Annotated in this window: 18 protein-coding genes; 12 read left to right on the top strand and 6 right to left on the bottom strand. The window is 34.5% G+C overall.

All coding sequences use genetic code 11. The features are described from left to right. Positions 1–11: 11 nt before the first annotated feature. Positions 12–623, bottom strand: coding sequence for a recombination mediator RecR (recR, locus tag BT156_RS09640; protein WP_072409567.1), 612 nt, complete (start codon positions 621–623; stop codon positions 12–14). Between the two features lie 123 nt (positions 624–746). On the opposite strand from recR, the gene BT156_RS09635 reads away from it, so the two are divergent. The 4 genes from BT156_RS09635 (at position 747) to BT156_RS09620 (ending at position 5,691) form a co-directional block, all read left to right on the top strand. Continuing rightward, the gene (locus BT156_RS09635; RefSeq protein ID WP_072409565.1) at positions 747–1,352 is read left to right on the top strand and encodes an LURP-one-related family protein; all 606 of its coding nucleotides are present in this window, start codon (positions 747–749) and stop codon (positions 1,350–1,352) included. A 19-nt stretch (positions 1,353–1,371) separates the two neighbouring features. Beyond that, positions 1,372–1,863, top strand: a complete 492-nt coding sequence (locus BT156_RS09630) for a hypothetical protein (protein ID WP_072409563.1) — start codon at positions 1,372–1,374, stop codon at positions 1,861–1,863. 81 nt (positions 1,864–1,944) lie between these two features. Beyond that, positions 1,945–3,390 carry an aminoacyl-histidine dipeptidase gene (locus tag BT156_RS09625; RefSeq protein ID WP_072409561.1) on the top strand — a complete coding sequence of 482 codons (1,446 nt, stop codon included), beginning with the start codon at positions 1,945–1,947 and terminating at the stop codon, positions 3,388–3,390. Between the two features lie 150 nt (positions 3,391–3,540). After that, positions 3,541–5,691 (top strand): prolyl oligopeptidase family serine peptidase, encoded by a 2,151-nt coding sequence (locus BT156_RS09620; protein ID WP_072409559.1) that lies wholly within the window; start codon positions 3,541–3,543, stop codon positions 5,689–5,691. A 77-nt stretch (positions 5,692–5,768) separates the two neighbouring features. Here the strand turns inward: BT156_RS09620 and BT156_RS09615 are convergent, their stop codons facing one another. Beyond that, entirely contained in the window at positions 5,769–6,098 is a 330-nt protein-coding gene (locus tag BT156_RS09615; protein WP_072409557.1) for a 2Fe-2S iron-sulfur cluster-binding family protein, read from the bottom strand. Positions 6,099–6,199: 101 nt separating this feature from the next. Beyond that, complete coding sequence (locus BT156_RS09610; RefSeq protein WP_072409556.1) at positions 6,200–7,255, bottom strand: NAD(P)/FAD-dependent oxidoreductase; 1,056 nt, start codon at positions 7,253–7,255, stop codon at positions 6,200–6,202. A gap of 156 nt (positions 7,256–7,411) precedes the next feature. Between BT156_RS09610 and BT156_RS09605 the strand changes: the two genes are divergently transcribed. Together BT156_RS09605 and BT156_RS09600 are read left to right on the top strand one after the other, a co-directional pair. After that, positions 7,412–8,182 carry a DUF3108 domain-containing protein gene (locus BT156_RS09605; protein WP_072409554.1) on the top strand — a complete coding sequence of 257 codons (771 nt, stop codon included), beginning with the start codon at positions 7,412–7,414 and terminating at the stop codon, positions 8,180–8,182. Between the two features lie 115 nt (positions 8,183–8,297). Further along, entirely contained in the window at positions 8,298–10,730 is a 2,433-nt protein-coding gene (locus BT156_RS09600) for a DUF5916 domain-containing protein (RefSeq protein ID WP_072409552.1), read from the top strand. 377 nt (positions 10,731–11,107) lie between these two features. On the opposite strand, the gene pheS is transcribed toward BT156_RS09600, so the two are convergent. Both pheS and BT156_RS09590 read right to left on the bottom strand, forming a co-directional pair. Next, positions 11,108–12,118 carry a phenylalanine--tRNA ligase subunit alpha gene (pheS, locus tag BT156_RS09595; RefSeq protein ID WP_054511197.1) on the bottom strand — a complete coding sequence of 337 codons (1,011 nt, stop codon included), beginning with the start codon at positions 12,116–12,118 and terminating at the stop codon, positions 11,108–11,110. Between the two features lie 126 nt (positions 12,119–12,244). After that, positions 12,245–12,904 (bottom strand): YceI family protein, encoded by a 660-nt coding sequence (locus BT156_RS09590; protein ID WP_072409550.1) that lies wholly within the window; start codon positions 12,902–12,904, stop codon positions 12,245–12,247. A gap of 75 nt (positions 12,905–12,979) precedes the next feature. On the opposite strand from BT156_RS09590, the gene BT156_RS09585 reads away from it, so the two are divergent. Next, on the top strand, positions 12,980–13,915 hold the full coding sequence (locus BT156_RS09585) for a sulfate/molybdate ABC transporter ATP-binding protein (protein ID WP_072409548.1): 936 nt from the start codon (positions 12,980–12,982) through the stop codon (positions 13,913–13,915). 563 nt (positions 13,916–14,478) lie between these two features. Here BT156_RS09585 and BT156_RS09580 read toward each other — a convergent pair. Then, positions 14,479–14,823, bottom strand: coding sequence for a zinc ribbon domain-containing protein YjdM (locus BT156_RS09580; RefSeq protein WP_072409546.1), 345 nt, complete (start codon positions 14,821–14,823; stop codon positions 14,479–14,481). A gap of 172 nt (positions 14,824–14,995) precedes the next feature. Here BT156_RS09580 and BT156_RS09575 point away from each other — a divergent pair, with 172 nt between their 5' ends. The 5 genes from BT156_RS09575 to BT156_RS09555 all read left to right on the top strand — a co-directional run bounded on the left by BT156_RS09575 (position 14,996) and on the right by BT156_RS09555 (position 22,687). Next, positions 14,996–16,201, top strand: coding sequence for an RsmB/NOP family class I SAM-dependent RNA methyltransferase (locus tag BT156_RS09575; RefSeq protein WP_072409544.1), 1,206 nt, complete (start codon positions 14,996–14,998; stop codon positions 16,199–16,201). A gap of 241 nt (positions 16,202–16,442) precedes the next feature. Beyond that, positions 16,443–18,110, top strand: a complete 1,668-nt coding sequence (locus BT156_RS09570; protein WP_072409542.1) for a GLPGLI family protein — start codon at positions 16,443–16,445, stop codon at positions 18,108–18,110. A gap of 308 nt (positions 18,111–18,418) precedes the next feature. Beyond that, complete coding sequence (gene asnB, locus BT156_RS09565; protein WP_072409541.1) at positions 18,419–20,089, top strand: asparagine synthase B; 1,671 nt, start codon at positions 18,419–18,421, stop codon at positions 20,087–20,089. A 243-nt stretch (positions 20,090–20,332) separates the two neighbouring features. Then, on the top strand, positions 20,333–21,145 hold the full coding sequence (locus BT156_RS09560; protein WP_072409539.1) for a hypothetical protein: 813 nt from the start codon (positions 20,333–20,335) through the stop codon (positions 21,143–21,145). Positions 21,146–21,283: 138 nt separating this feature from the next. Then, positions 21,284–22,687 carry an MFS transporter gene (locus tag BT156_RS09555; protein ID WP_072409536.1) on the top strand — a complete coding sequence of 468 codons (1,404 nt, stop codon included), beginning with the start codon at positions 21,284–21,286 and terminating at the stop codon, positions 22,685–22,687. The last annotated feature ends 18 nt before the right edge of the window (positions 22,688–22,705 follow it).

The following is a 22,705-nucleotide window of genomic DNA, read 5'->3' as shown; positions in this document are numbered from 1 at the left end:
GAAATAATTTATTAGCCTGCTTCATTATACGGCAACCTATTGATAATCGATCTTCCCAAAGAGATTTCATCGGCATATTCCAACTCGTCCCCTACCGAAATTCCTCTTGCAATGCTTGAAAAATTTACATCAAAACCTTTGAATTTTTTATAAATATAATACGCTGTGGTATCACCTTCCATCGTTGCACTCAATGCAAAAATAAATTCCTTGACCTGTCCGGCAGTAAGTTTCTTTTCAATACTCGGAATATTTAACTGATTCGGCCCAACACCCTCCATCGGGGAAATTTTCCCACCTAAGATCAGATATTTCCCTGTATATTTCCCTGTATTTTCAATCGCAATAACATCACGAACGTCTTCTACGATGCAAATAACGTCGTCGTTTCGTTTATGATTGCTGCAAATTTCACAGATCTCAAAATCAGAGAAATTATGACATTCTTTGCAGTATTTTATTTCGTTAACCAGATTGATCAGAGAATTTCCTAAAGTCGTCGCTCTGGAATTAGGCTGTTTCAATAAATGTAATGCTAAACGTAAAGCTGTTTTCCTGCCAATCCCCGGTAATCCTGAGATCTCATCCACTGCTTTTGCCAAAACTTTACTAGGGTAATCCATAACTACAAAAATAATACAAAAAGATGATTTTCCGTAGTTTTACGGGGGCTAAATCAAGAGATAATTCCAAGAAAAAAATTATCTTTGGAAACTTAATATTAATCTGAGAAAAAAATAAACTAAATGGTACTTAACAACCTAAATTATCCGCTGGATTTTAAATTCAAGATCACAACATTAGCCAGTGACTTCAATATTACGGACAAGAACGGAAATGCCGTTGCCTACGTTCGTCAAAAAATGTTTAAATTGAAAGAAGATGTGATTATCTTTAATGACGAAAGCAAATCAAAAGAGCTTTTCAGAATTCAGGCGAATAAATGGATCGATTTTAATGCTTCTTATTCTTTAAATGACTTAATTGATAAGAAAAATTACGGAAGATTGGCAAGGAAAGGAATGCGTTCTATCTGGAAGTCTACTTATAATATTTTAGACTCAAATGATCAGCCAAAATTCACTGTAACAGAAGATAATGCATGGACAAAATTCTTCGACGGAATGGTAAGCGAGATCCCAATTATCGGTATGTTTACAGGATATTTTCTTAACCCCGCTTATACGGTAAGAGGAATTGACGGTAAAGAATATTTTAAACTTAAAAAAATGCCTTCATTCTTTGGAAGAAGATTTCAGCTTGACAGAATGATCGATATTGACGACGAAGACGAAAGTTTAGTTATTCTTTCACTATTAATGATGGTTCTTCTAGAAAGAGGCAGAGGATAAATAATATAAACCACAAACAATGAAATACCTAATTATTTTCTTTTCAGCATTCTTATTCATCGCTTGTAAAAAAGACAAAGAAACAATTTCGGATTCGACAGCTAAAGATTCACTGAATATTGTTCAGGATTCTGCAAAAACAACAGCTTCTTCAGGTAAAATTTTAGTTGAAACTATTGCTTTTCCTAAAGAAATTAAAGAATGTTCATGCTATTTTGCCAGAAATAAAGCAGATTTTGAAGCAGAAAAATATATTTATGCTGATGATGCTGGAAAAACAGCTTATATGAAACTTGATGGTAAAAGATTAGCAATGAATCTTATTTCTTCAAGCGACATGGAATCTGATGAAGAACTGAGCAAAGAAATTGAAATTGACGATTACAAGATCTCTGTAAAAGGCAAAAAAATAAAAGGTGAAGAAGCTCTGTTATTCCAAGGTACATTGACTATTGAAAAGCCTGATGGCACCGTTGAAACAATGTCTATTTATGGTGAATGCGGATGTTAAACAGCTTCAAGCAAAAATAAAAAATGCTTCCAGATTTACGGAAGCATTTTTTATTTCGTAATTTTGATAAAAATAAATTTTATGGAATTATCCAATATAGAACCGCAGATAATCTGGAAAAATTTCTCCAAATTAAATGCTGTTCCAAGACCTTCAAAAAAAGAAGAAAAAGTAATTGCTTTCATTAAAGAATTTGGTGAAAATCTAGGATTGGAAACCACAGTTGATGAAGTAGGAAATGTAATTATTAAAAAACCTGCCACAGCAGGAATGGAAAACCGTAAATCTATTGTGCTGCAGTCGCATTTGGATATGGTCTGTCAGAAAAACAATGATGTAAATTTTGATTTCGAAACTGAAGGAATCAAAATGGAAATTGATGGAGATTGGGTGAAAGCGAAAGGGACAACTTTAGGCGCTGATAATGGTTTAGGAGTGGCTACAATTATGTCTATCTTAGAAAGTTCAGACATTCCGCATCCGGCTTTGGAAGCGCTTTTCACAATCGATGAAGAAACCGGAATGACAGGAGCAATCGGTCTAAAACCAGGACAATTGACAGGTGAAATTTTATTAAACCTTGATACTGAAGAAGATGATGAAATTGACATCGGCTGCGCTGGCGGAATTGATGTTACAATCTCTCAAAACTATCCGATAGAAGCTTCAAACGGACAAATCGTAAGAATTGAAGTTAAAGGTTTGCAAGGCGGCCACTCCGGAATGGATATCCACAAAGGTTTCGGAAATGCAAATGTTATTTTAGGAAGATTGCTTTATAAAGCTTTAGCAAAAGAAAATATTCAGTTGATCTCTATCGACGGTGGCGGATTGCGAAATGCTATCCCTAGAGAAGGTGTAGCCATCATTTCTGTGAGAAATGCTGAAGAATTTATTGAAGAAATTACGAATGGTCTTAAAAAAGAGATTTTAGAAGAATTTGCAACGGTTGAGCCTGCTCTTCATATCAATATTGAAAATTCAACAAGTTCTGATAAAGCAATTTCAGAAGAAGACTCAAAGAAAATTATTTTAACTTTAAAAGCTCTTCACAACGGTGTTTACAGAATGAGCCCGGATGTTAAAGATTTGGTAGAGTCTTCCAACAACGTGGCAAGAGTTGAGCTAAAAGAAGGAGGATTGAAGATTTTAAACCTTTCAAGATCATCGGTTGATTCTTCTAAAGATTCTGTTTCAGAACAGTTAAAATCTGTAGCAGAACTAGCAGGAATGAATACAGAATTCAGCGGTTCTTATCCTGGATGGAAGCCAAAACCGGGTTCTGAAATTGTTCAGTTGATGGAGAAAATCTACATCGACAAATTCAAAGAAAAACCACATGTAGTTGCTTGTCATGCAGGATTAGAATGTGGAATTATCGGAGCCAATTATCCAGAAATGGAAATGGTAAGTTTCGGGCCAACAATCAGAGGGGCTCACTCTCCTGACGAAAAAGCAAATATCCCTTCTGCACAGAAATTCTGGAGTTTCCTAAAAGATATTTTAGCGAATATTCCTCAGAAATAACATAATACAATTGTTATATTGAATATCCAAAGTCGTTTGATTTTGGATATTTTTATTTGAGATCATATCACTTATAAATCCGAAGTTTAATACATTTGCAATAATTATTATTTTATCCCAATTGTAAGAAATAAAAAAAAATACAATCTAATGAAATTAAAACTTTTGTTTACAGGTTTAATCTGTTGTCAATTCTTTTCCGCTCAATATAACTATCCTGCAACACCGGAACATCCTGTTGTAGATGATTATTTCGGAACTAAAATTACAGATAATTACCGATGGCTGGAAGATCTTAAAAGTCCGGCTGTACAGTCTTGGTTCAAAGCTGAATCTGATTTTAGCAATACTATCATCGACAAAATTCCTCACCGTGAAGATCTTTTCAAACAAATGAAAGATATTCAAAATATGAGCGGAGATTCTTTCGGTGTTATCATGCAAAGGCAAAATTCATATTTTTACACAAAAACAAAAAAAGGAGAAAACCTTTCAAAATTATACTCAAAAGACATTTCTACAGGAAAAGAAGTTTTAATATTTGATCCTGAAAAAATCAAAAAAGGAACTCAAATAACCAATTTCACCGTTGACCTAAAAGCACAAAAGATTGCTTTATTATTATCAAAATCTGGTGGTGAGATTTGTGAGCTTAAAATATTAGATCTTAATGCAAAAAAATTGCTGAACGATTCCATTGATCCGATTTGGAGTGAATTTAATTTTGAATTTACACAAGACGGCAAGTCTATCATTTATACTAAAATGAGTACTGGAGACCCAAACAGCAACATGCTTTTAAAAGACATGAAAGCAATGCTTCACGAAATTGGTACTGATGTAAAAAATGATAAAATATTAGCTTCAAGAGTAGATTATCCTGAATTAAATGCTTTGACTGAACAGTTTACAAGTATAACATTTAGTGATGATTATAAATATATTATTCTGAGATTAAGCTCTGTAAAATCCGAAAGTCCAATTTTTGTTGCGCCATATTCAGAGTTAAAAAATAAAAAAATCAACTGGAAACAGATCGTAAAAGCGTCAGATGATATTACTGATATCTATATTTCTGATGATAAACTTTTCCTGCTTACCCATAAAGATGCTCCCAATTATAAAATTACGCTTACAAGTTTAGCAAATCCTGATTTCATTAATGCAAAAGTAGTAGTTCCTGAAAGTAAGGATGCGGTGATTATTGCAATTCACACTTCTAAAAACTATTTATACTATTCATTAGGTAATGGCATTACAAGAGATAAATATCAGGTAAATATTAAGACTCTAGACACTAAAAAGGTTCCATTACCATCTGGTGTAAACTCGTCGCTATCATTAAATCCGCATGAAAATGACAATATTTATTGTGAGAATATGAATTGGCTTACTCCACTAACTATTTATGATTATAACCCCGAAAAAGGCGCTCCGGTAAAGAGTAGATATCTTAGCTCTGACGGAAATTATCCAGATTATAACAAACTTTACACCGTAAAAGAAATTGAAGTAAAAAGTCACGACGGAGTAATGGTTCCGCTTTCTATTATTTGCCCTAAAAATATGAAAATGAATGGCTCCTCTCCTGCTTATATTACTGGATATGGTGGTTACGGAATATCTTATGAACCAAGATTTTCCCAAAGATTGACTGCATTATTAGAACAAGGAGTAGTTATTGCTATTGCGCACGTAAGAGGTGGTGGTGAAAAAGGCGAAAACTGGCACAAGACAGGTATGAAAGCCAACAAACCAAATACTTGGAAAGATTTTATTGCGTGTTCAGAATATCTAGTTGCTCAAAAATACACTTCTCCTTCAAAACTTATTGGAAATGGAGTAAGTATGGGTGGAGTTCTTATCGGAAGAGCAATAACTGAAAGACCGGATCTTTTTGCTGTTGCAATTGCTGAAGTTGGTATGACGAATGCACTTCGTTCAGAAACTACTGCCAATGGTCCAAACCAAATTCCTGAAGTGGGAACCCTACAAAATGAAGAGGATACAAAAAATTTGATGGAAATGGATGCTCAGAGTAAAGTAAAAAAAGGAGTAAAATATCCCGCAGTAATCATCCGTACCGGAATGAACGATTCAAGGATTACGCCTTGGGAACCTGGTAAATTTGCTGCAATTTTGCAGAAAAATTCAGGTTCAGGAAAACCTGTTCTATTATATGTAAATTATGAAAACGGACATTTTACAAGTGACAAAGATGTCGTTTTCCATGAATATTCTGATATCTATGCGTTTGCTTTATGGCAAGTGGGACATCCGAAATTTCAGCCAGTAAAATAATTACAAGATTAAATTCATCTGTAAAAACAAAACTCTCGAAAATTTCGAGAGTTTTTTATTATTTAGTTAAAACTTTTCTAAGGATAAGGAGCAATCTCCACTTCAAGACCTTCCATTTCTTCAACAATATGCAGTTGGCAGCCCAATCTGCTATTCTCTTTCACATGGTAAGCTTCTGCAAGCATTGCATCTTCTTCATCGCCCATTTCTACAAGTCCCGGATCGCTGATCACATACACCTGACATGATGCGCACATCGCCATTCCTCCACAAACTCCGATTGTTCCTTCTTCTGCTAATTCATATGAGCGGATAATTTCCATTAAGTTCATGGACATATCCGTAGGAGCAACAATATCGTGAGTTACACCGTCTCTATCGGTGATTTTTATATTAATGTCGTTCATTTTTAGTCGTTGGTATTTAGTTTTGGGTGTTTAGTATTTGGGGCTAAAAAGTTATAAATATTTTTATTTCTAAACACTAAAAACCATCAACTAAATTATTATTAATCAATTTTTTTCACAACAGCTTTCTCAGCTTCTTTACGGCTTCCGTCGAATCCGTCTACTCCACTTACCGTTGTATATTTTAAGACGTATTTCTTACCCGGATTTAGTCTGTTATACACACTTTGACACATCAATGTTGCCTCGTGGAAACCACAAAGAATCAACTTCAATTTACCCGGATAAGTGTTAATATCTCCGATTGCGTAAATTCCATCGATGTTTGTCTGATAGTCTAATGCATTGTTTACAACGATCGCATTCTTCTCAATGTTCAATCCCCAGGTAGAAATATCTCCCAACTTCGGAGTCAATCCGAATAATGGAATGAAATAATCAGTTTCAAGATCATAAGCTTCTTCACCATCTTTCACAACAGTGATTGATTCTACTTTTCCGTCTCCTTTAATTCCTGTAACTTCAGCTGGAGTGATCAATTTGATCTTCCCTTGATTTTTAAGATCCTGTACTTTTTCTACAGAATCCAAAGCTCCTCTGAACTCGTTTCTTCTGTGAATCAAAGTAACTTCACTCGCTACATTTGACAAGAAAATACTCCAATCCAATGCAGAATCACCACCCCCGGCAATGACTACTTTTTTATTTCTGAAATGTTCAGGTTCTTTAACGAAATATTCAAGACCTTTTTCTTCATAATCAGCTACATTTTCAAAAGTTGGTTTTCTAGGCTCAAAAGTTCCCAATCCACCTGCAATTGCAATCGCTTTTGCTCTGTGTACCGTTCCTTTGTTGGTAATAACTTCAAACCACTCATCATCAACTTTAGAATAAGAAACAGCCGTTTCGCCTAAAGTAAAACCAGGTTGAAACTGCTTGATCTGCTCCATTAAATTATCAATTAACTCCCCTGCATTCACCGAAGGATACCCCGGAATATCGAAAATAGGCTTTTTAGGATAAAGCTCAGTCAATTGGCCTCCAGGTTGAGGAAGTGCATCGATGATGTGACACTTCATTTTTAATAAACCTGCTTCAAAAACAGCAAAAAGTCCAGTTGGTCCGGCTCCTATGATCAATATATCAGTAGTTATCATAATAATAAGATAATTTAATTATAAGTATAGTTGCAAATTTACTAATTTTAATGCTAAGCATATTTAATTCAGTCTAAATAAAAAGCTGAGATTTATCAAATATCATTAAAAAAATAAAAACTTTAAATTTGGCAACGTTTTTGTAAAACTCTTAGCATGAAGAAAATATTTATTATTTTAACTTTATTCGTTTTCTGTTTGGGCAGCGCTCAGATAGATAATATCGCGAACGGCGAATCTATAACCCTGAGAATTCATTATGGTTTTCTAAATGCCGGAACTGCAAACCTAACAACCAAAACAACTACCTATCAAGGAGTTCCGCACCTTTACGTGAAAGGAACCGGATCTACGACGGGTGCTGTAAAAGCATTTTTCAAAGTTGAAGATCTGTATGAAAGTTTCATCAACATACAAACCGGGCTTCCGAGTTTTTATGTAAGAAACGTAAAAGAAGGTAGTTATACGCAACATTTCGAAACCGTTTTCAATCACGATAATCAGACTTTAATTTTAACTGATAAAGAAAAACCTGCAAATGGTTCTAAAATCGTAAAATCAGTAAAAGGAGTTCAGGATATGCTTTCTTGTTTCTATTATTTAAGAAGCAAAAGCCCGGCTGAGCTGAGAGTAGGAACTGTGATCAACATGAACGTCTGGATTGATGATGAAATGTTTCCATTTCAGTTAAAAGTAATAGGAACAGAAGATTTAAAAACCAAGTTTGGAAAGATCAATTGTTTAAAAATTATTCCGTCTGTAAAAAGCGGAAGAGTTTTCAAAGAAAAAGAAGGCGTGACGATGTGGGTTTCCAATGACGCCAATCATGTTCCGATGCTATTGAAAGCAGAATTGGCTGTAGGTTCTCTAAAAGCGAGTATTGATGATTATAAAAATGTGAAATATCCTTTGAAATTCACAAAATAAAATATAGTTAGTTTTTTTAATTTGAAAATGTCTGTAATATTTTTACAGGCATTTTTTGTTTTTAGATGTAATAAATTCTCGTTTTAGATTGTCTTGATTTTATAACACTAAGAACATGAGAACTAAATTACTGATCATTTGTTTACTATTTCACTCATTTATAGCATATTCTCAGAAAAAAGAAGATGGTCATATTGAAAGAAAAAAAATTCTTATTACAAAAACTTCATCATTCCCAAAAATAGATGGAATTCTTGATGATGCAGAATGGCAAAATGCTCCCATTGCAACCAGCTTCATCGAGAGAACTCCCAACAATGGAAAGCCTCAGGCAGATTCGGTAAAAACAGAGGTCAGAATTTTATACGATGATACCGGAATTTATTTCGCTGCTCAAATGTACGATCCTACTCCCCAAAAGATTGCAAAGGAATTGACGGAGAGAGACGGAATCAGCAATGATGATTTTTTCGGAGTCGCTTTGAATGGATATAATGATAAACAGCAAAGTCTTGAGTTTGTTGTAACCGCAGCGGGCGTGCAGTATGATGCAAAATTAACGACAGACGGAGAAGATGATACATGGAATTCCATTTGGTACAGTGGAGCAAAAATCAACGATAAAGGCTGGGCCGTTGAAATAAAAATTCCTTACTCCGAATTGAGGTTTCCAAAGAATAATGTTCAGGAATGGGGAATGAATATGTTCAGAAAAATTCAGCGGACAAAAACTTTTTACGACTGGAATTTTGTAGATAATGCCAAAAACTCCTACACACTTTTTGATGGAGTTTTACAAGGTATCGAAAATATCAATCCTCCTACCAGATTGTCTTTTACACCTTATTTTTCAAGTTACATCAATAGTTTTGACGGAAAAACCACAACAAATTTCAATGGCGGAATGGATGTAAAATATGGAATTAATGATGCCTTTACATTTGATATGACCTTAATTCCGGACTTTGGGCAGGCTAATTTTGATAATTCTATTTTAAATTTAAGTCCATTCGAGCAGCAATTTTCTGAGCAGAGAACTTTTTTCACCGAAGGAACTGAATTATTCAGCAAAGGCGGAATGTTTTATTCAAGAAGAGTTGGCGGTGAACCTTCAAGATATCCAGCAACAAAAGAAAACGAGGAAGTGTTAGAATATCCTGCAAAAGTAAAATTATTCAATGCTTTTAAAATTTCGGGAAGAACAAAAAAAGGCTTAGGAATCGGCTTTTTCAATGGAATAACTCAAAAAATGGAAGCTACGATTTTAAATAATGAAACAGGCGAAACCAGAAAAGAAGTTGTAGAACCCTGGACAAATTATAACGTCTTGGTTTTTGATCAGAGATTCAACGGAAACTCATCGGTTTCCCTTGTGAACACCAATGTAACCAGAGAAGGAGATTTTCGCGATGCCAATTCTACAGGAATTCTTTGGGATTTGATCAACAAAAAGAACACCTACAAAACTTTTGGAAGCCTAAAAGGGAGCTGGGTAATGGATGAAGGAACAAAATTCGGATCCCGTGCAGAGGCCGGAGTTGAAAAAATTGCAGGAAAACACCGTTTTTCATTAAACGGAAACGCTACAACAAAAGATTGGGACATCAATGACCTCGGATTTTCAACTAAAACCAATTTTGCTAATTATAATGCTTGGTACGGTTACAGAATTTTACAGCCAACAGAGAAATTCAACAATATTTACATGAATTTTAATCTCAATTATTTTCATCGAATTGAACCATTTTTAAACTCAAATTTCATATTCAACAATAATAATAGTTTTACTGATAAAAAGTTCAGAGTTTTCGGTGGCGGTGTGGAGTTTACCCCTTTCGGACAAAACGATATTTACGAACCCAGAACCTTTGGAAGACATCTTAAAATTCCCGGATACTTTGATTCTTGGCTTTGGTTTGAAAGTGACAGCCGAAAAAAATTGCAGTATAATTTTACGGTAGATTATTATGCATTTGATGAAAAAGGAAGAAATCAGGTTTTTACCAATTTTGGATTACGTTACAGATTTTCAGATAAATTTAATGTAAACTGGAGTTTTAATCCAAGTTTCAGCAACAATGAAACAGGTTTTGCAGGAAAAAATGACACAGATATTTTCATCGGAAGAAGACAAAGAAATACGTACGAAAATGCTTTGACCTCAAAATATACTTTTAATGAAAAAATGGCTTTAACGTTGACTTTCCGCCATTATTTTTCAGATGTTACCTATAAAAATTTTTATACTTTAAATCAAGACGGAAGCTTAACAGACACCAATAATTTCACCAAAAATCTTGACGGAACTTACAATGCCTGGAATGTTGATTTAAGATTTTCGTGGTGGTTTGCTCCGGGAAGTCAGTTGACATTATTATACAGAAATGCAACTTCAAATTATCTTGAAATGTCAAGATTGAATGTGGGAAAAAACTACGATACACTCTTCAGCGAACCGATGGTGAATAATTTTTCGTTAAAACTAACCTACTTTTTAGATTATAATCGAGTGAAGACTTGGACGAAAAAGAAGAATACGAAAAGTTAGTTTGATGCTTCGACAGGCTTAATACCATCTTTAATACGAGCTGTTTAATGATGTATTATACCGAACCAATATCATGTGGAGCGGAGTTGAAGCATCTTTTAAGAATAATAAGTACTGTATAAGTTTTTCAATAATCAGTTTTTAATTATGTTTTGTTTCTAAGGTCAGTAATTAAAAACAAAAAAACCTCCGGAAATTTTCGGAGGTTTTGTTATCATTCATTTGTGTAAAAAGAAATAACTTTTTTTCATTTTGTTTATACAAAGATACCAACATCCAGTATATGATTGTTTTAAATACCCTAGATATATATCGGGAAGATTATAGATATTTTTCTATAAAAAAAGCCTCCGAAGTTTTCGGAGGCTTGATTTTTATTATAAAGTTTTAAACTGTTCTAACGTTCGGATATCATTTTCGAAGAACATTCTGATGTCACTCATTTGGTAAAGAAGCATTGTAATTCTTTCAATACCCATTCCAAAAGCATAACCTGAATATTTTTCAGAATCAATGTTTACATTTTTAAGGACGGCAGGATCTACCATTCCGCAACCCATGATTTCTAACCAGCCTGTTCCTTTCGTAATTCTGTAGTCAGTTTCAGAGTTTAATCCCCAATATACATCAATCTCAGCACTTGGCTCAGTGAACGGGAAATAAGAAGGTCTCATTCTGATTTTAGACTTACCGAAAAGCTCAGTTGTAAAGAACTGGATCGTTTGTTTCATATCTGCAAAACTTACGTTCTCGTCAATATACAAACCTTCGATCTGGTGGAAAATACAGTGTGAACGTGAAGAAATTGCTTCATTTCTGAATACTCTTCCCGGCGATAAAATTCTGATCGGCGGCTGATTTTCTTCCATATAACGAATCTGTACAGAAGAAGTATGTGTTCTCAACAAAAGATCCGGATTTTGCTCAATAAAGAAAGTATCCTGCATGTCTCTTGCCGGATGGTATTCAGGAAGATTCAGGGCTGTAAAGTTGTGCCAGTCGTCTTCAATTTCCGGTCCGTCTGCAACAGCAAAACCGATAGATTTAAAAATCTCAATAATTCTGTTCTTCACCACATTAATCGGGTGTCTTGAACCCAGATCCAATGGAAAAGCAGGTCTTGTAAGATCTTCTTTTTCTAAGATAATAGAAGATTCAGACGATGTTTTCAAATCTTCCAATTTTACAGCAACAGCCTGCTTTAGAGTATTGATCTTTTGTCCAAATTCTTTCTTCTGGTCGTTCGGTACTTCCTTAAATTTTTCAAAAAAATCATTCAGAACACCTTTTTTACCATTGTACTTAATTCGGAAGTTCTCTATCTCCTCTCTAGATGTAGCATTAAAGCCGTTTACTTCAACAAGTAGTTCTTCTATCTTTTCTATCATTATTCTACACTTTCAAAAATGTTTTGCAAAAATACGGTTTTTAAGTTTAATAATTTATTTGAAACAAAAAAATCTGCCTCTTTTCGGAGGCAGACTTCAATCACTTATTTCACTTAAATAAAAAAATTATTTTTTTTCTAAAGCTTTAACGTTGATCTGAAGAGTTACCTCATCTTTAATAACCCCGTTTTCAGCAGGAGCCTGGAATTTCACGCCAAACTCTTCTCTTTTAATATCCTTAGGCTCAGTTGCAACGCTCACTACTCCGTCTTTTACAGAAACATTGGCTTTAAACTGAGTTGGTTTTGTAATTCCTTTAATTGTTAAGTTACCGTCTAGCAATGTGTTGTAATCACCTTCTGCGGCCGGAGTAACTTTTGTAATTTCATAAGAAGCTGTCGGGAATTTTTCTACTTCGAAGAAATCTCCGCTTTTCAAATGACCGTTTAATTTTTCTAACTGCTCAGCATCGTCTTTTAAATCAACTGATGTTAAAGAATTCATATCAGCAACGAATTTTCCGCTTTCAAGTTTTCCGTCCTTTACTGTAACGTCTCCGCTTTCAAACTTAATGGTTCCGAAATGGCTTGTATTTTCAGATTTAAAAACTTTATATCCTTTCCACTCCACTTTACTGTTTAAAGTATCCAATGTAAACTGACTACCGTCCTTAGTTGTTGCAACTTCATTACTTTCGCTTGTAAGAGGTTTGTCTTTATTACAAGAAACCACTACAACCGCAGTAAAAAGAGCAGGAATAGCTAACGAAAACAGTTTTTTTCTCATTTTTGATCTATTTTTATTGTAACTGTAAATATAATAAAATATTTTATTTTTTCCTAAAATCGCTACATTTGTAATATGCTATTAGAAATAAACAATTTATACTTCTCACATACCAAAGACAAACCGCTGTTTCAGAACCTCAACATCAAGTTTGAAGAAGGTAAGATCATCGCATTGGCGGGGGAAAGCGGTTGTGGAAAATCTACATTATTAAACTTGATTTACGGACTTCTCGACTGGGAAAGCGGCGAAATTATTTTTAACGGAGCCAAACTTTTCGGGCCAAAAGGAAACTTAGTTCCCGGAGAAGCTGAAATGAAATTTGTAGCTCAGAATTTTGATCTGATGCCTTATTCCACCGTGGCTGATAATGTGGGAAAATTTATTTCTAATATTGATCTGAAAAAGAAAAAAGAAACCGTAACCGAACTTCTGGAAGTTGTTGGATTGGAAGAATTCGCAACTATTTTACCTAAATATTTAAGTGGCGGTCAACAGCAGAGAGTGGCTATTGCAAGAGCACTTTCTGTACTTCCCAAGCTTTTAATTTTAGATGAACCGTTCAGTAATCTGGATTTTCCGAGAAAAATTGAGCTTCGTGAAAAACTTTTCAGATATGTGAAAGAACACAATATTTCTCTGATTATTTCTACCCACGAATTACAGGATATCATGCCTTGGCTTGACCAGATCGTTATTCTTCAGGAAGGAAGATTAATTCAGAATGAAAGTCCGGAAGAAACCTACAAAAATCCTTATAACACTTATGTTGCAAAGCTTTTTGGAGAAGTAAATATTTTCAGTGAAAATGAGATTTCAGATTTAAAAATTTCTAAATTTTCTTATTATCCGCATGAAATTACGATTTCAGAAAATGGTTTTGAAGCAGAAGTTTTAGAAAGCAGATTTGCAGGAAATCATTATTGGAATAAGTTGAAAATGAAGGATAAGGAACTTGTTGTTTATACTGATGGAAAGCAGGAAAATACTGTTCAAATTTCTTTTGATTAAATATAACAGTCAATTATCATTTTAGATGTTTTAAAATTTAACCATTAAGATTTTTGTTAAGAGGTTAAGATTATTAAGAGATTGCTTCGTCGCTTCGCTCCTCGCAATGACAAAATTTGAGAAAACGACTACCACCCTAGCCCAGATAGGAACGGTTACCCCGCAGTAAGGGTTGGAGTGTGGGAAGGTTTGAGCGCTGGCGTGCGCTGGCGCGAGGAGTATGAGTGGATAGCTGGAAACAGCTTCAAATAATCAAATAAATATTAGTTGTTCGACGTAGTCAAACAGCTTCTAAAAAAAACATAATCACCACATTTACTAACAGTTATTGTCAATTTGTGGATAAAAAAAATCACAATCTATCAATCTTTTTCTTAGATTTGTAGCACCACAGCATAAGGAAATTTTTGGTTAATTCTCTTTCATCCATTAGACGGACATTAGCAGATTCTGCAATCAAGTCTTCGAAAGATAACACTGTCCAATTCTTTCCTTTTTTTTATGGAATTTAGGCAGCAAACATGGAAAAGCTTACTGCCTAAAACCTATTGCTTACAGCGTAATTACGCTTTCTTTACAAACTCAGATTTCAAAGCCATAGAACCGAAGCCATCAATTTTACAATCAATATTATGGTCGCTGTCTGGTCTTAAGCGAATATTTTTCACTTTAGTTCCTGCTTTTACCGGTTTCGGAGCTCCTTTTACGGGAAGATCTTTAACTACAACTACAGAATCTCCGTCTTGTAACTCATTTCCGTTAGCATCAAGGATTTTTCCCTCGTTTGAAGCTTCAGAAGCTGCTTCTTCGGCATTCCATTCGTAGAAACATTGAGAACAAACCGTCATGTTATCGCTTGGATAAGTAAATTCGGAACCACATTTCGGGCAAAGTACAGTATCACTCATATTTTTTAATTTTTGCAAAGTTAAAATTTTATAATTAATCATATGGAAGCTTGAAGCTGGGAGAGGTAAGTTATTGTGTCGTGAAAAACTCATCATTCATAACTTATAAATCATAACTAATAACGTTTATAATTTTCGTATTTTTGCAGATTCAAAACAGGAGAAGCAATTTATGGAACTTATTCACAGAAACTTAGCGATCGGAATTCACGATGCTTTACAAGAAACATTTTTCGAGAAAAATAAATACGCCGATAAAGTAATCGAAAGACTTTTAAAAGCTCACAGAAAATGGGGAAGCCAGGACAGAGCCGTTGTTTCTGAGATTTTCTATAATATTATCCGTTGGAAAAAACGTCTGGAATATTATATGGGAGAAGGCGTAAAACCTGATAATATTTATAAACTAATTATCGCATATTTACTTTGGAGCAAAACAAATTATAAAAGATTTGAAGAATTTGAAGGAATAAAAATCGCCGATATCACCACTAAGCTTAAAAAAGGAACTGTTCCGACAAAAGCAATAGAATATTCTATTCCTGAATGGCTGGTTGAAACCTTAGAAAGAGAATTAGGTCCAATTTGGGAAAAAGAAATGAAAGCTCTGAACGAGCGCGCTCCTACCGTTTTAAGAGCGAATGCTTTAAAAACTACACCAAGAGAGCTTATTTCTGACCTGGAATCTGATAATATTGTTTCTTATACTGTAAAAAATTATCCAGATGCAGTACAATTGGAAGAGAAAAAGAATGTTTTTCTTACAACTGCATTTAAAGACGGATTATTTGAAGTTCAGGATGCTACTTCACAAAAAATCGGATATTTCCTTGATGTAAAAGAAGGACAAAGAGTAGTTGATGCTTGCGCAGGTGCAGGTGGAAAAACACTTCACCTAGCTGCTTTGATGGGTAATAAAGGGCAAATTATCGCTTTGGATATCTATGAATGGAAATTAGCTGAACTAAAACGTCGTGCAAAAAGAGCCGGAGCTCACAACATTGAAACCCGTATGATTGCTGACAATAAAGTAATCAAACGTCTTCATGAGAAAGCTGACAGATTATTGATCGATGCACCATGTTCAGGTTTGGGAGTTTTGAAAAGAAACCCTGACAGTAAGTGGAAAATCGACCAAGATTTTATCGACAGAATTAAAAAAGAACAACAGCAAATTCTTCAGGATTATTCTAAAATCCTTAAAAAAGGTGGGAAAATGGTGTATGCAACATGCTCTATCCTACCTTCTGAGAACAACTTGCAGGTTGAAGAATTCCTGAAAAACAATCCGGATTTCAAAATGGTTAAAGATGAAAAAGTAATGCCAAGCGAAGGTTATGACGGATTCTATATGGCTTTGATCGAGAGACTTGCTTAAAAATTAGCTTAACATTATCAAATATATAAACTACTCTATTTTTGGAGTAGTTTTTTTGTTGTTTCCCATTAAAATCTGAAAAATAAAAATTTTATAAATCTGCCTAAAAAATTAATATTTTTTATTGAGCTGTAACTTTCACATTATCATTTCATACCTATTACCCAAAAGCTATTTTGAAAATCCGCAAAGTTGATATTATGTTAGCTAAATTTTATCTTTGTGAGAAACCTAACCTTTTATGTGCAAAAGAATTTTATCAAGTTTTTTCACCTTCTTTTTATTTTGTTTAACGTTTGCTCAGACATACGAAATCCAATACATCAGTTCGTATAACGGAAAAGTATTGACTGATCAGACTCCGACTTTAGTTTGGGCTAGTGAAAAAGAAAATTTCATCCTAAATAACAAAATCAGAGAACAAAAAAGCAATTACCCTTTTGAAATAACGAAAATTGAAAAACCATCAAACACGATTATTTCTTATGGATTTTTAAAGCCCAACGAAATTATTTCAACTTCTGATGCAGAATCCATAGGAAAACAAACTTTTGAATTTACGAATGAAACGAAAAAAATTCTTGGATATAATTGCAAAAAAGCAGTGACAAAAATCAATTCAAACACCATTGAAGTTTGGTACACGAATGATTTAAAAATCAAAGGCGGGCCATCAACTTTAGGGCAAAGTTTAGGATTGGTGCTGGAAGTTGAGCGAAATAAAAATTCCGTAATAACAGCCAATTCAATTAAAAAAATTAAGAAAACTGATATTGAAACTTTAGTAAAAGGTTCCATAAACTCTACAGACTTATTAGGTTATAAAGACCTTCTTTGGAAAAGCAGATTCACAACTTTAAAAGTTTTCGAAAATGAAACTATTAATTTTTCAGATGAATCAAAATCAGACGAACAAATAAAAAGATTCGCTAACGGAACAATTATACTTAAAAAAATTAAGTTCCCTAAAATCTCGGAAGGTGAACTTATTTTTGCTGAATTGAAGCAACAATCCAACGGCGACGCTTACGACAGAACCGGAACTGTTTTCTTTATTCCACAGGATAAGTCACAATCTTTCTTTGATGGATTAGAAAAAGGCGCAAAAACACTCCCGCTTTATGACAACGGCAACGGAAAGCAGTATTACGGAATTACTTCTACTGAAAATTATAATCCTGCAATGGAAATGATGAGATTTTTCACCGCTTTCGGAACTCAAAAATTCAATCATCTCGAATTAAAAGGAAAAACATGGCAAACGATCACGCCCTACCGTCAGGATATCACCGAACTGAAACCTTCTCTTTCTGAAAAAGAACTTTGGATCGGTACTTTTATCGGTAACTACGACAAAGGTGGTCACAAAGTGAGTTTAGAAATTACCATTCACAAAAGCGATCAGGCTGTGAATAAAAATAATACGGTCATTCCACTTTTCAATACACTGAACATTATGGAAATGGCCGGACAGGATTATTCTACCATGTTCAATAACGACAAAGGGCTTTTTGTAGAGTTTACCTTACAGAAAGATTTGAAAAATGCGCAACTGAGATATATAACTACAGGCCACGGCGGTTGGGAAAACGGAGACGAATTTGTTCCTAAAGCCAATTCTATATTTCTTGACGGCAAAATGGCATTTTCTTTTATTCCATGGAGATCAGATTGCGGATCTTACCGACTTTACAATCCTGCATCGGGAAATTTCCCTGATGGGCTTTCATCATCAGACTTAAGCAGATCAAACTGGTGTCCGGGAACAATTACCAATCCTAACTTCATTCCTATTGGAGATCTAAAAGCAGGAAAGCACACTATTCAGGTAAAAATACCTCAGGGACCAACAGAAGGAACAAGTTTCAGCTCATGGAATGTATCCGGAGTTTTACTAGGGTTTCAATAAAACAAAACCTTCTTGCAATGGGATTGCAAGAAGGTAAAAACACAAATGATGAAAAAAAATTATTTCGAGCCACAAAGTAAGGGCAAAAATTCGTATAATTAATTAACATAGATTAATAAATATTTCATTTTTATTTCGTATGTAATATTTAGATGTGAAAAATATTAATCAAAATCGCCATAATTAACAGATTTAGTTAATATTTTACCCTTAAACAAATTAATAAGTTAAAATTTTTCACATTAATGTATTTTTTGTTGCTATTTTTAAATTACAATTCTATTTTTGCTTTAAATAAATGATAAAAAATGTGTGGAATCGTATGCTTGTTTGATGCAAAACAAAAAACCGAAATATTAAGACCTCAAGTTTTAGAAATGTCAAAAAAAATCCGTCACAGAGGTCCGGACTGGAGTGGCGTATTTCAAAATGAGAAAGTAGTTTTCTCTCATGAAAGGCTTGCTATTGTGGATCCTACCTCAGGAAAGCAGCCTTTATTCACTAAAGACGGAAACGTAGTTTTAGCAGTAAACGGAGAGATTTATAACCATAGAGAACTAAAGGAAGAATTTCCTGATTATGAATTTCAAACGCAGTCAGATTGCGAAGTTATTTTAGCTCTTTATAGAAAATACGGGAAAAATTTCATCGAAAAACTAAGTGGAATTTTTGCTTTTGCTCTTTATGACATAGAAAATGATGTTTACCTGATTGCCCGTGACCACATGGGAATCTGCCCATTATATCAAGGTTGGGACAAAAACGGAAACTATTATGTAGCTTCTGAACTAAAAGCTTTGGAAGGAGTTTGCAAAACCATCGAAACTTTTTTACCCAGACATTTTGTCTTCAGTCCGGATGGAGCTGAACTTCAGCAATGGTACACAAGAGACTGGGAAAGTTTTGATCATGTAAAAGATAACGAAACGGATATTTCGAAGATCAGAAAAGGGCTGGAGGATGCCGTTCACAGACAATTAATGAGTGATGTTCCATACGGAGTACTTCTTTCAGGAGGTTTGGATTCCTCTGTTATTTCTGCAATTACTGCAAAATTTGCAAGACAAAGAGTTGAAAGTGGCGACACTCAGGAGGCGTGGTACCCCAGATTACACAGTTTCGCTGTAGGTTTGGCAGGTTCACCCGATCTTATCGCTGCAAAAAAAGCTGCAGAACATATAGGATCTGTTCATCACGAGGTTAATTTTACCGTTCAGGAAGGTCTGGACGCGGTTCGTGACGTGATTTATCACTTAGAAACTTATGATGTAACAACCATCAGAGCTTCTACCCCGATGTATCTTTTAGCTAGAGTTATTAAGTCAATGGGAATAAAAATGGTGCTTTCCGGTGAAGGTTCCGATGAATTATTCGGTGGATATTTATATTTTCATAAAGCTCCGAATGCAAAAGAATTCCATGATGAAACGGTAAGAAAATTAGGAAAACTTCACCTTTACGATTGCCTGAGAGCCAACAAAGCGTTGATGAGCTGGGGAATTGAAGGCCGCGTACCTTTCTTAGATAAAGAATTCATGGATATTGCAATGGCAGTGAATCCTAAAGATAAAATGATCAACGTTGCCGAAGGAAAAATTGAAAAATGGGTTTTAAGAAAAGCCTTTGAAGATCTACTTCCCGAATCTATTGCATGGAGACAAAAAGAGCAGTTTTCGGACGGCGTGGGCTATTCATGGATCGATACCTTAAAAGAGGTTGCGGAAAAAGAAGTTTCTGACGAAATGATGGCAAATGCGAAATTCAGATTTCCGTTAAACACTCCTCAAAACAAAGAAGAATATCGTTACAGAACAATTTTTGAAGAACATTTCCCGAGTGAAACGGCTGCTGCTACAGTACCATCTGTTCCATCTGTTGCATGCTCAAGCCCAATTGCCCTGGAATGGGATGAAGCTTTCAAAAAAATGAATGACCCGAGCGGAAGATCTGTAAAGGTTCACGAAACTTCGTATGAATAAAAGGAATCAGGGTTTAGGGTTTAGGGTTTAGGGTTTAGGAAAAAATAAAGTTTAAAACAGTAAGCGGAAAACCTAATTCCCAAGCCCTGAATCCTAATTCCTAAATAAAAATTTATCAATCCTGTAGCCATACAGGATTTTCTTTTGAAAAACCGATAATAAATTGATATAATTTAACTGACAATCCAAAATAGTATCTAATAAATAATTATATTTGGAAAACGAAAAATCAATTTTATAAAAATGAGAAGAAACATTACTATCTTTTTTGCTTTATTATCTATAACTTTTACCTTTGGTCAGGGTAAATTTGGTAAATATCTTAACTCAAAAAAACTTGCTTTAACTTACAAAAGCGTAAAGGATAATGAAAAGGATGATTATTATCAACAATTCTATTGGCTTGCAAAAGCTGAACAGCTAAAAACGTATCCACACCTTAAGGATGTTAAGCCTAAGGTTTTGTATGAGTTTGTGAAAAAAGTAAATCCTCAAAACCCAACAAAAAAACTGGATGCAAGAGGTAAAGAATTAAGAGCAACAGCAGAATTATCTTTAAATCAATATTTTAAAAACAAAAATTTCGAGAACAACAATGTCTTAATGTTAAATCTTGAAACATACGTTGATCCGTCTCAAGGAGAATACTTCACAAAAGTAGATCCTGAAAAAATCAAGGAATTGGTACCAAAAGAATTATTTGCTTTCAACTCTATGAACAAAAAAACTCAGGAAGAGAAAACCTATTATCTTTGGATCGACAAGAAAAAAGATGATTTCAATATTGTAGACATCATTCCTGAAGAGAAAGGAAACAAAGCTTTCTATGCAAGATTGAAACAATATCTTCCAAGTTATAAATTCTCCAAATATGTACCTTCAGTTAAAAAAGGAACTAAAACAGATAAAACTGACGTAGATTTTTACTACATCATGCCTTTTGAGCAGAATACCGATAACATCGAATACAAAACAAAGGATTTCAAAACTTACGAACTAAGCCAGTACAGAAAAGCCGGTGACGAGTGGAAAGGAGTAGAAAAACCTAGAAAATAAATCAAAAAGTCTTGTGAAATATCGCAAGACTTTTTTAATTTTATATAGATTTCTTAATCTAAGAAAAAGACTGTACCAAATACAGTTTTTTTTAACCCAATAATTTACTAGAAAAAAATAAAATTCTAGCCTGAACAAATGCCTGAAGTAAGCTCACCCCAAACGTCTATAAAAAAAATACTTCCACTAATTCTTGGCACTGCGATTTTTATGCAGATGCTGGATTCCACCATTTTGAATACGTCATTACCATCGATTGCAAAAGATCTGCATGAATCTCCTCTTAATATGCAGAACGCGATTATCAGTTACGTTCTCACTTTAGCGGTTTTCATGCCGGTAAGCGGCTTTTTGGCAGATCGTTTTGGAACGAGGAAAGTTTTTATATTTTCATTAGTACTGTTCAGTTTGGGTTCGTTTTTTTGTGCTATTTCGCAAAACCTTACCCATTTGGTTATCGCACGAGTAATTCAGGGTGTTGGAGGAAGTTTAATGACTCCTGTCGGAAAATTAGCTTTAATTAAAACTTTCGATAAAAATGAATTATTAAAAGCAATGAATTTCGCCATTATACCGGCATTGATTGGCCCTGTTTTAGGCCCTTTGGTCGGAGGTTACATGGTAGATTATCTTTCATGGCACTGGATTTTTTTAATTAATATCCCGTTTGGAGTGATCGGAATTATTTTAGGCGCCAAATACATGCCCAATTACAAATCCGAGTCCCCCGATTTCGATCTTAAAGGCTTCTTGATCTTTGCGGCAGCTTCTCTCCTGCTTTCCATTTCGTTAGAACTTTTTGGAGATCTTCAAAATACAACGCCTGTTTTGGTGGTATTTATTTTAGGATTTTTATTCATGTATTATTACTACAGACACGCAAAAAGAGGCGGAAATCCTATTTTTCCGTTAAATCTTTTTCAGGTAAGAACATTTCGTGTAGGCGTTGTAGGAAACCTGGCGACAAGAGTAGGAATCAGCGCTATTCCACTGCTATTACCGTTAATGATTCAGATCGCGTATAAACAATCTGCCGTAACTTCCGGCTGGATCATCGCGCCAATGGCTTTGACCGCCATGTTTGGAAAATCTTATGTCATTAAAATTTTAGATACATTCGGTTACCGAAAGACACTGATGGTCAACACTTTCATCATCGGAACTTTAATCTGCTTACTGGCCATTCCGAATATTCACACCTCTTTATATTGGTTTGTCCCGATTATTGCGGTTTTGGGATTCTTCAATTCGATTCAATTTACCTCAATGAATACAATCTCCATTGCAGATCTGCGAAATTTCCAGACAAGCAGCGGAAACTCTTTAATATCAGTTAATCAACAACTTGCCATCGGTTTCGGGATCGCATTTGGTTTAATTGTCTTAAAATTATATGAAAACACGGATTTAATTGAAGGAGAAATTCATAACGCTTTCCGATATACATTTCTTACCGTCGGAATTTTAACCATCATTTCCGGACTTGTTTTCAGAAGACTTCATGTCTCAGATGGAAAAAACATGAAATCGAAAGAAGATTAAAATTATACATATTTTTTG

Origin of the sequence: Chryseobacterium limigenitum (genome assembly GCF_900114875.1) — a bacterium.
Lineage (GTDB): Bacteria > Bacteroidota > Bacteroidia > Flavobacteriales > Weeksellaceae > Chryseobacterium > Chryseobacterium limigenitum.
This window is presented reverse-complemented; position numbering and strand designations above follow the sequence as displayed.

Coding starts and splice junctions, on each gene's coding strand:
- BT156_RS09580 (WP_072409546.1), bottom strand. CDS start 14,823: ATGAGTGATACTGTACTTTGCCCGAAATGTGGTTCCGAATTTACTTAT.
- BT156_RS09635 (WP_072409565.1), top strand. CDS start 747: ATGGTACTTAACAACCTAAATTATCCGCTGGATTTTAAATTCAAGATC.
- pheS (WP_054511197.1), bottom strand. CDS start 12,118: ATGATAGAAAAGATAGAAGAACTACTTGTTGAAGTAAACGGCTTTAAT.
- BT156_RS09620 (WP_072409559.1), top strand. CDS start 3,541: ATGAAATTAAAACTTTTGTTTACAGGTTTAATCTGTTGTCAATTCTTT.
- BT156_RS09625 (WP_072409561.1), top strand. CDS start 1,945: ATGGAATTATCCAATATAGAACCGCAGATAATCTGGAAAAATTTCTCC.
- BT156_RS09630 (WP_072409563.1), top strand. CDS start 1,372: ATGAAATACCTAATTATTTTCTTTTCAGCATTCTTATTCATCGCTTGT.
- BT156_RS09600 (WP_072409552.1), top strand. CDS start 8,298: ATGAGAACTAAATTACTGATCATTTGTTTACTATTTCACTCATTTATA.
- BT156_RS09575 (WP_072409544.1), top strand. CDS start 14,996: ATGGAACTTATTCACAGAAACTTAGCGATCGGAATTCACGATGCTTTA.
- BT156_RS09615 (WP_072409557.1), bottom strand. CDS start 6,098: ATGAACGACATTAATATAAAAATCACCGATAGAGACGGTGTAACTCAC.
- BT156_RS09585 (WP_072409548.1), top strand. CDS start 12,980: ATGCTATTAGAAATAAACAATTTATACTTCTCACATACCAAAGACAAA.
- BT156_RS09570 (WP_072409542.1), top strand. CDS start 16,443: ATGTGCAAAAGAATTTTATCAAGTTTTTTCACCTTCTTTTTATTTTGT.
- asnB (WP_072409541.1), top strand. CDS start 18,419: ATGTGTGGAATCGTATGCTTGTTTGATGCAAAACAAAAAACCGAAATA.
- BT156_RS09590 (WP_072409550.1), bottom strand. CDS start 12,904: ATGAGAAAAAAACTGTTTTCGTTAGCTATTCCTGCTCTTTTTACTGCG.
- BT156_RS09610 (WP_072409556.1), bottom strand. CDS start 7,255: ATGATAACTACTGATATATTGATCATAGGAGCCGGACCAACTGGACTT.
- recR (WP_072409567.1), bottom strand. CDS start 623: ATGGATTACCCTAGTAAAGTTTTGGCAAAAGCAGTGGATGAGATCTCA.
- BT156_RS09555 (WP_072409536.1), top strand. CDS start 21,284: ATGCCTGAAGTAAGCTCACCCCAAACGTCTATAAAAAAAATACTTCCA.
- BT156_RS09605 (WP_072409554.1), top strand. CDS start 7,412: ATGAAGAAAATATTTATTATTTTAACTTTATTCGTTTTCTGTTTGGGC.
- BT156_RS09560 (WP_072409539.1), top strand. CDS start 20,333: ATGAGAAGAAACATTACTATCTTTTTTGCTTTATTATCTATAACTTTT.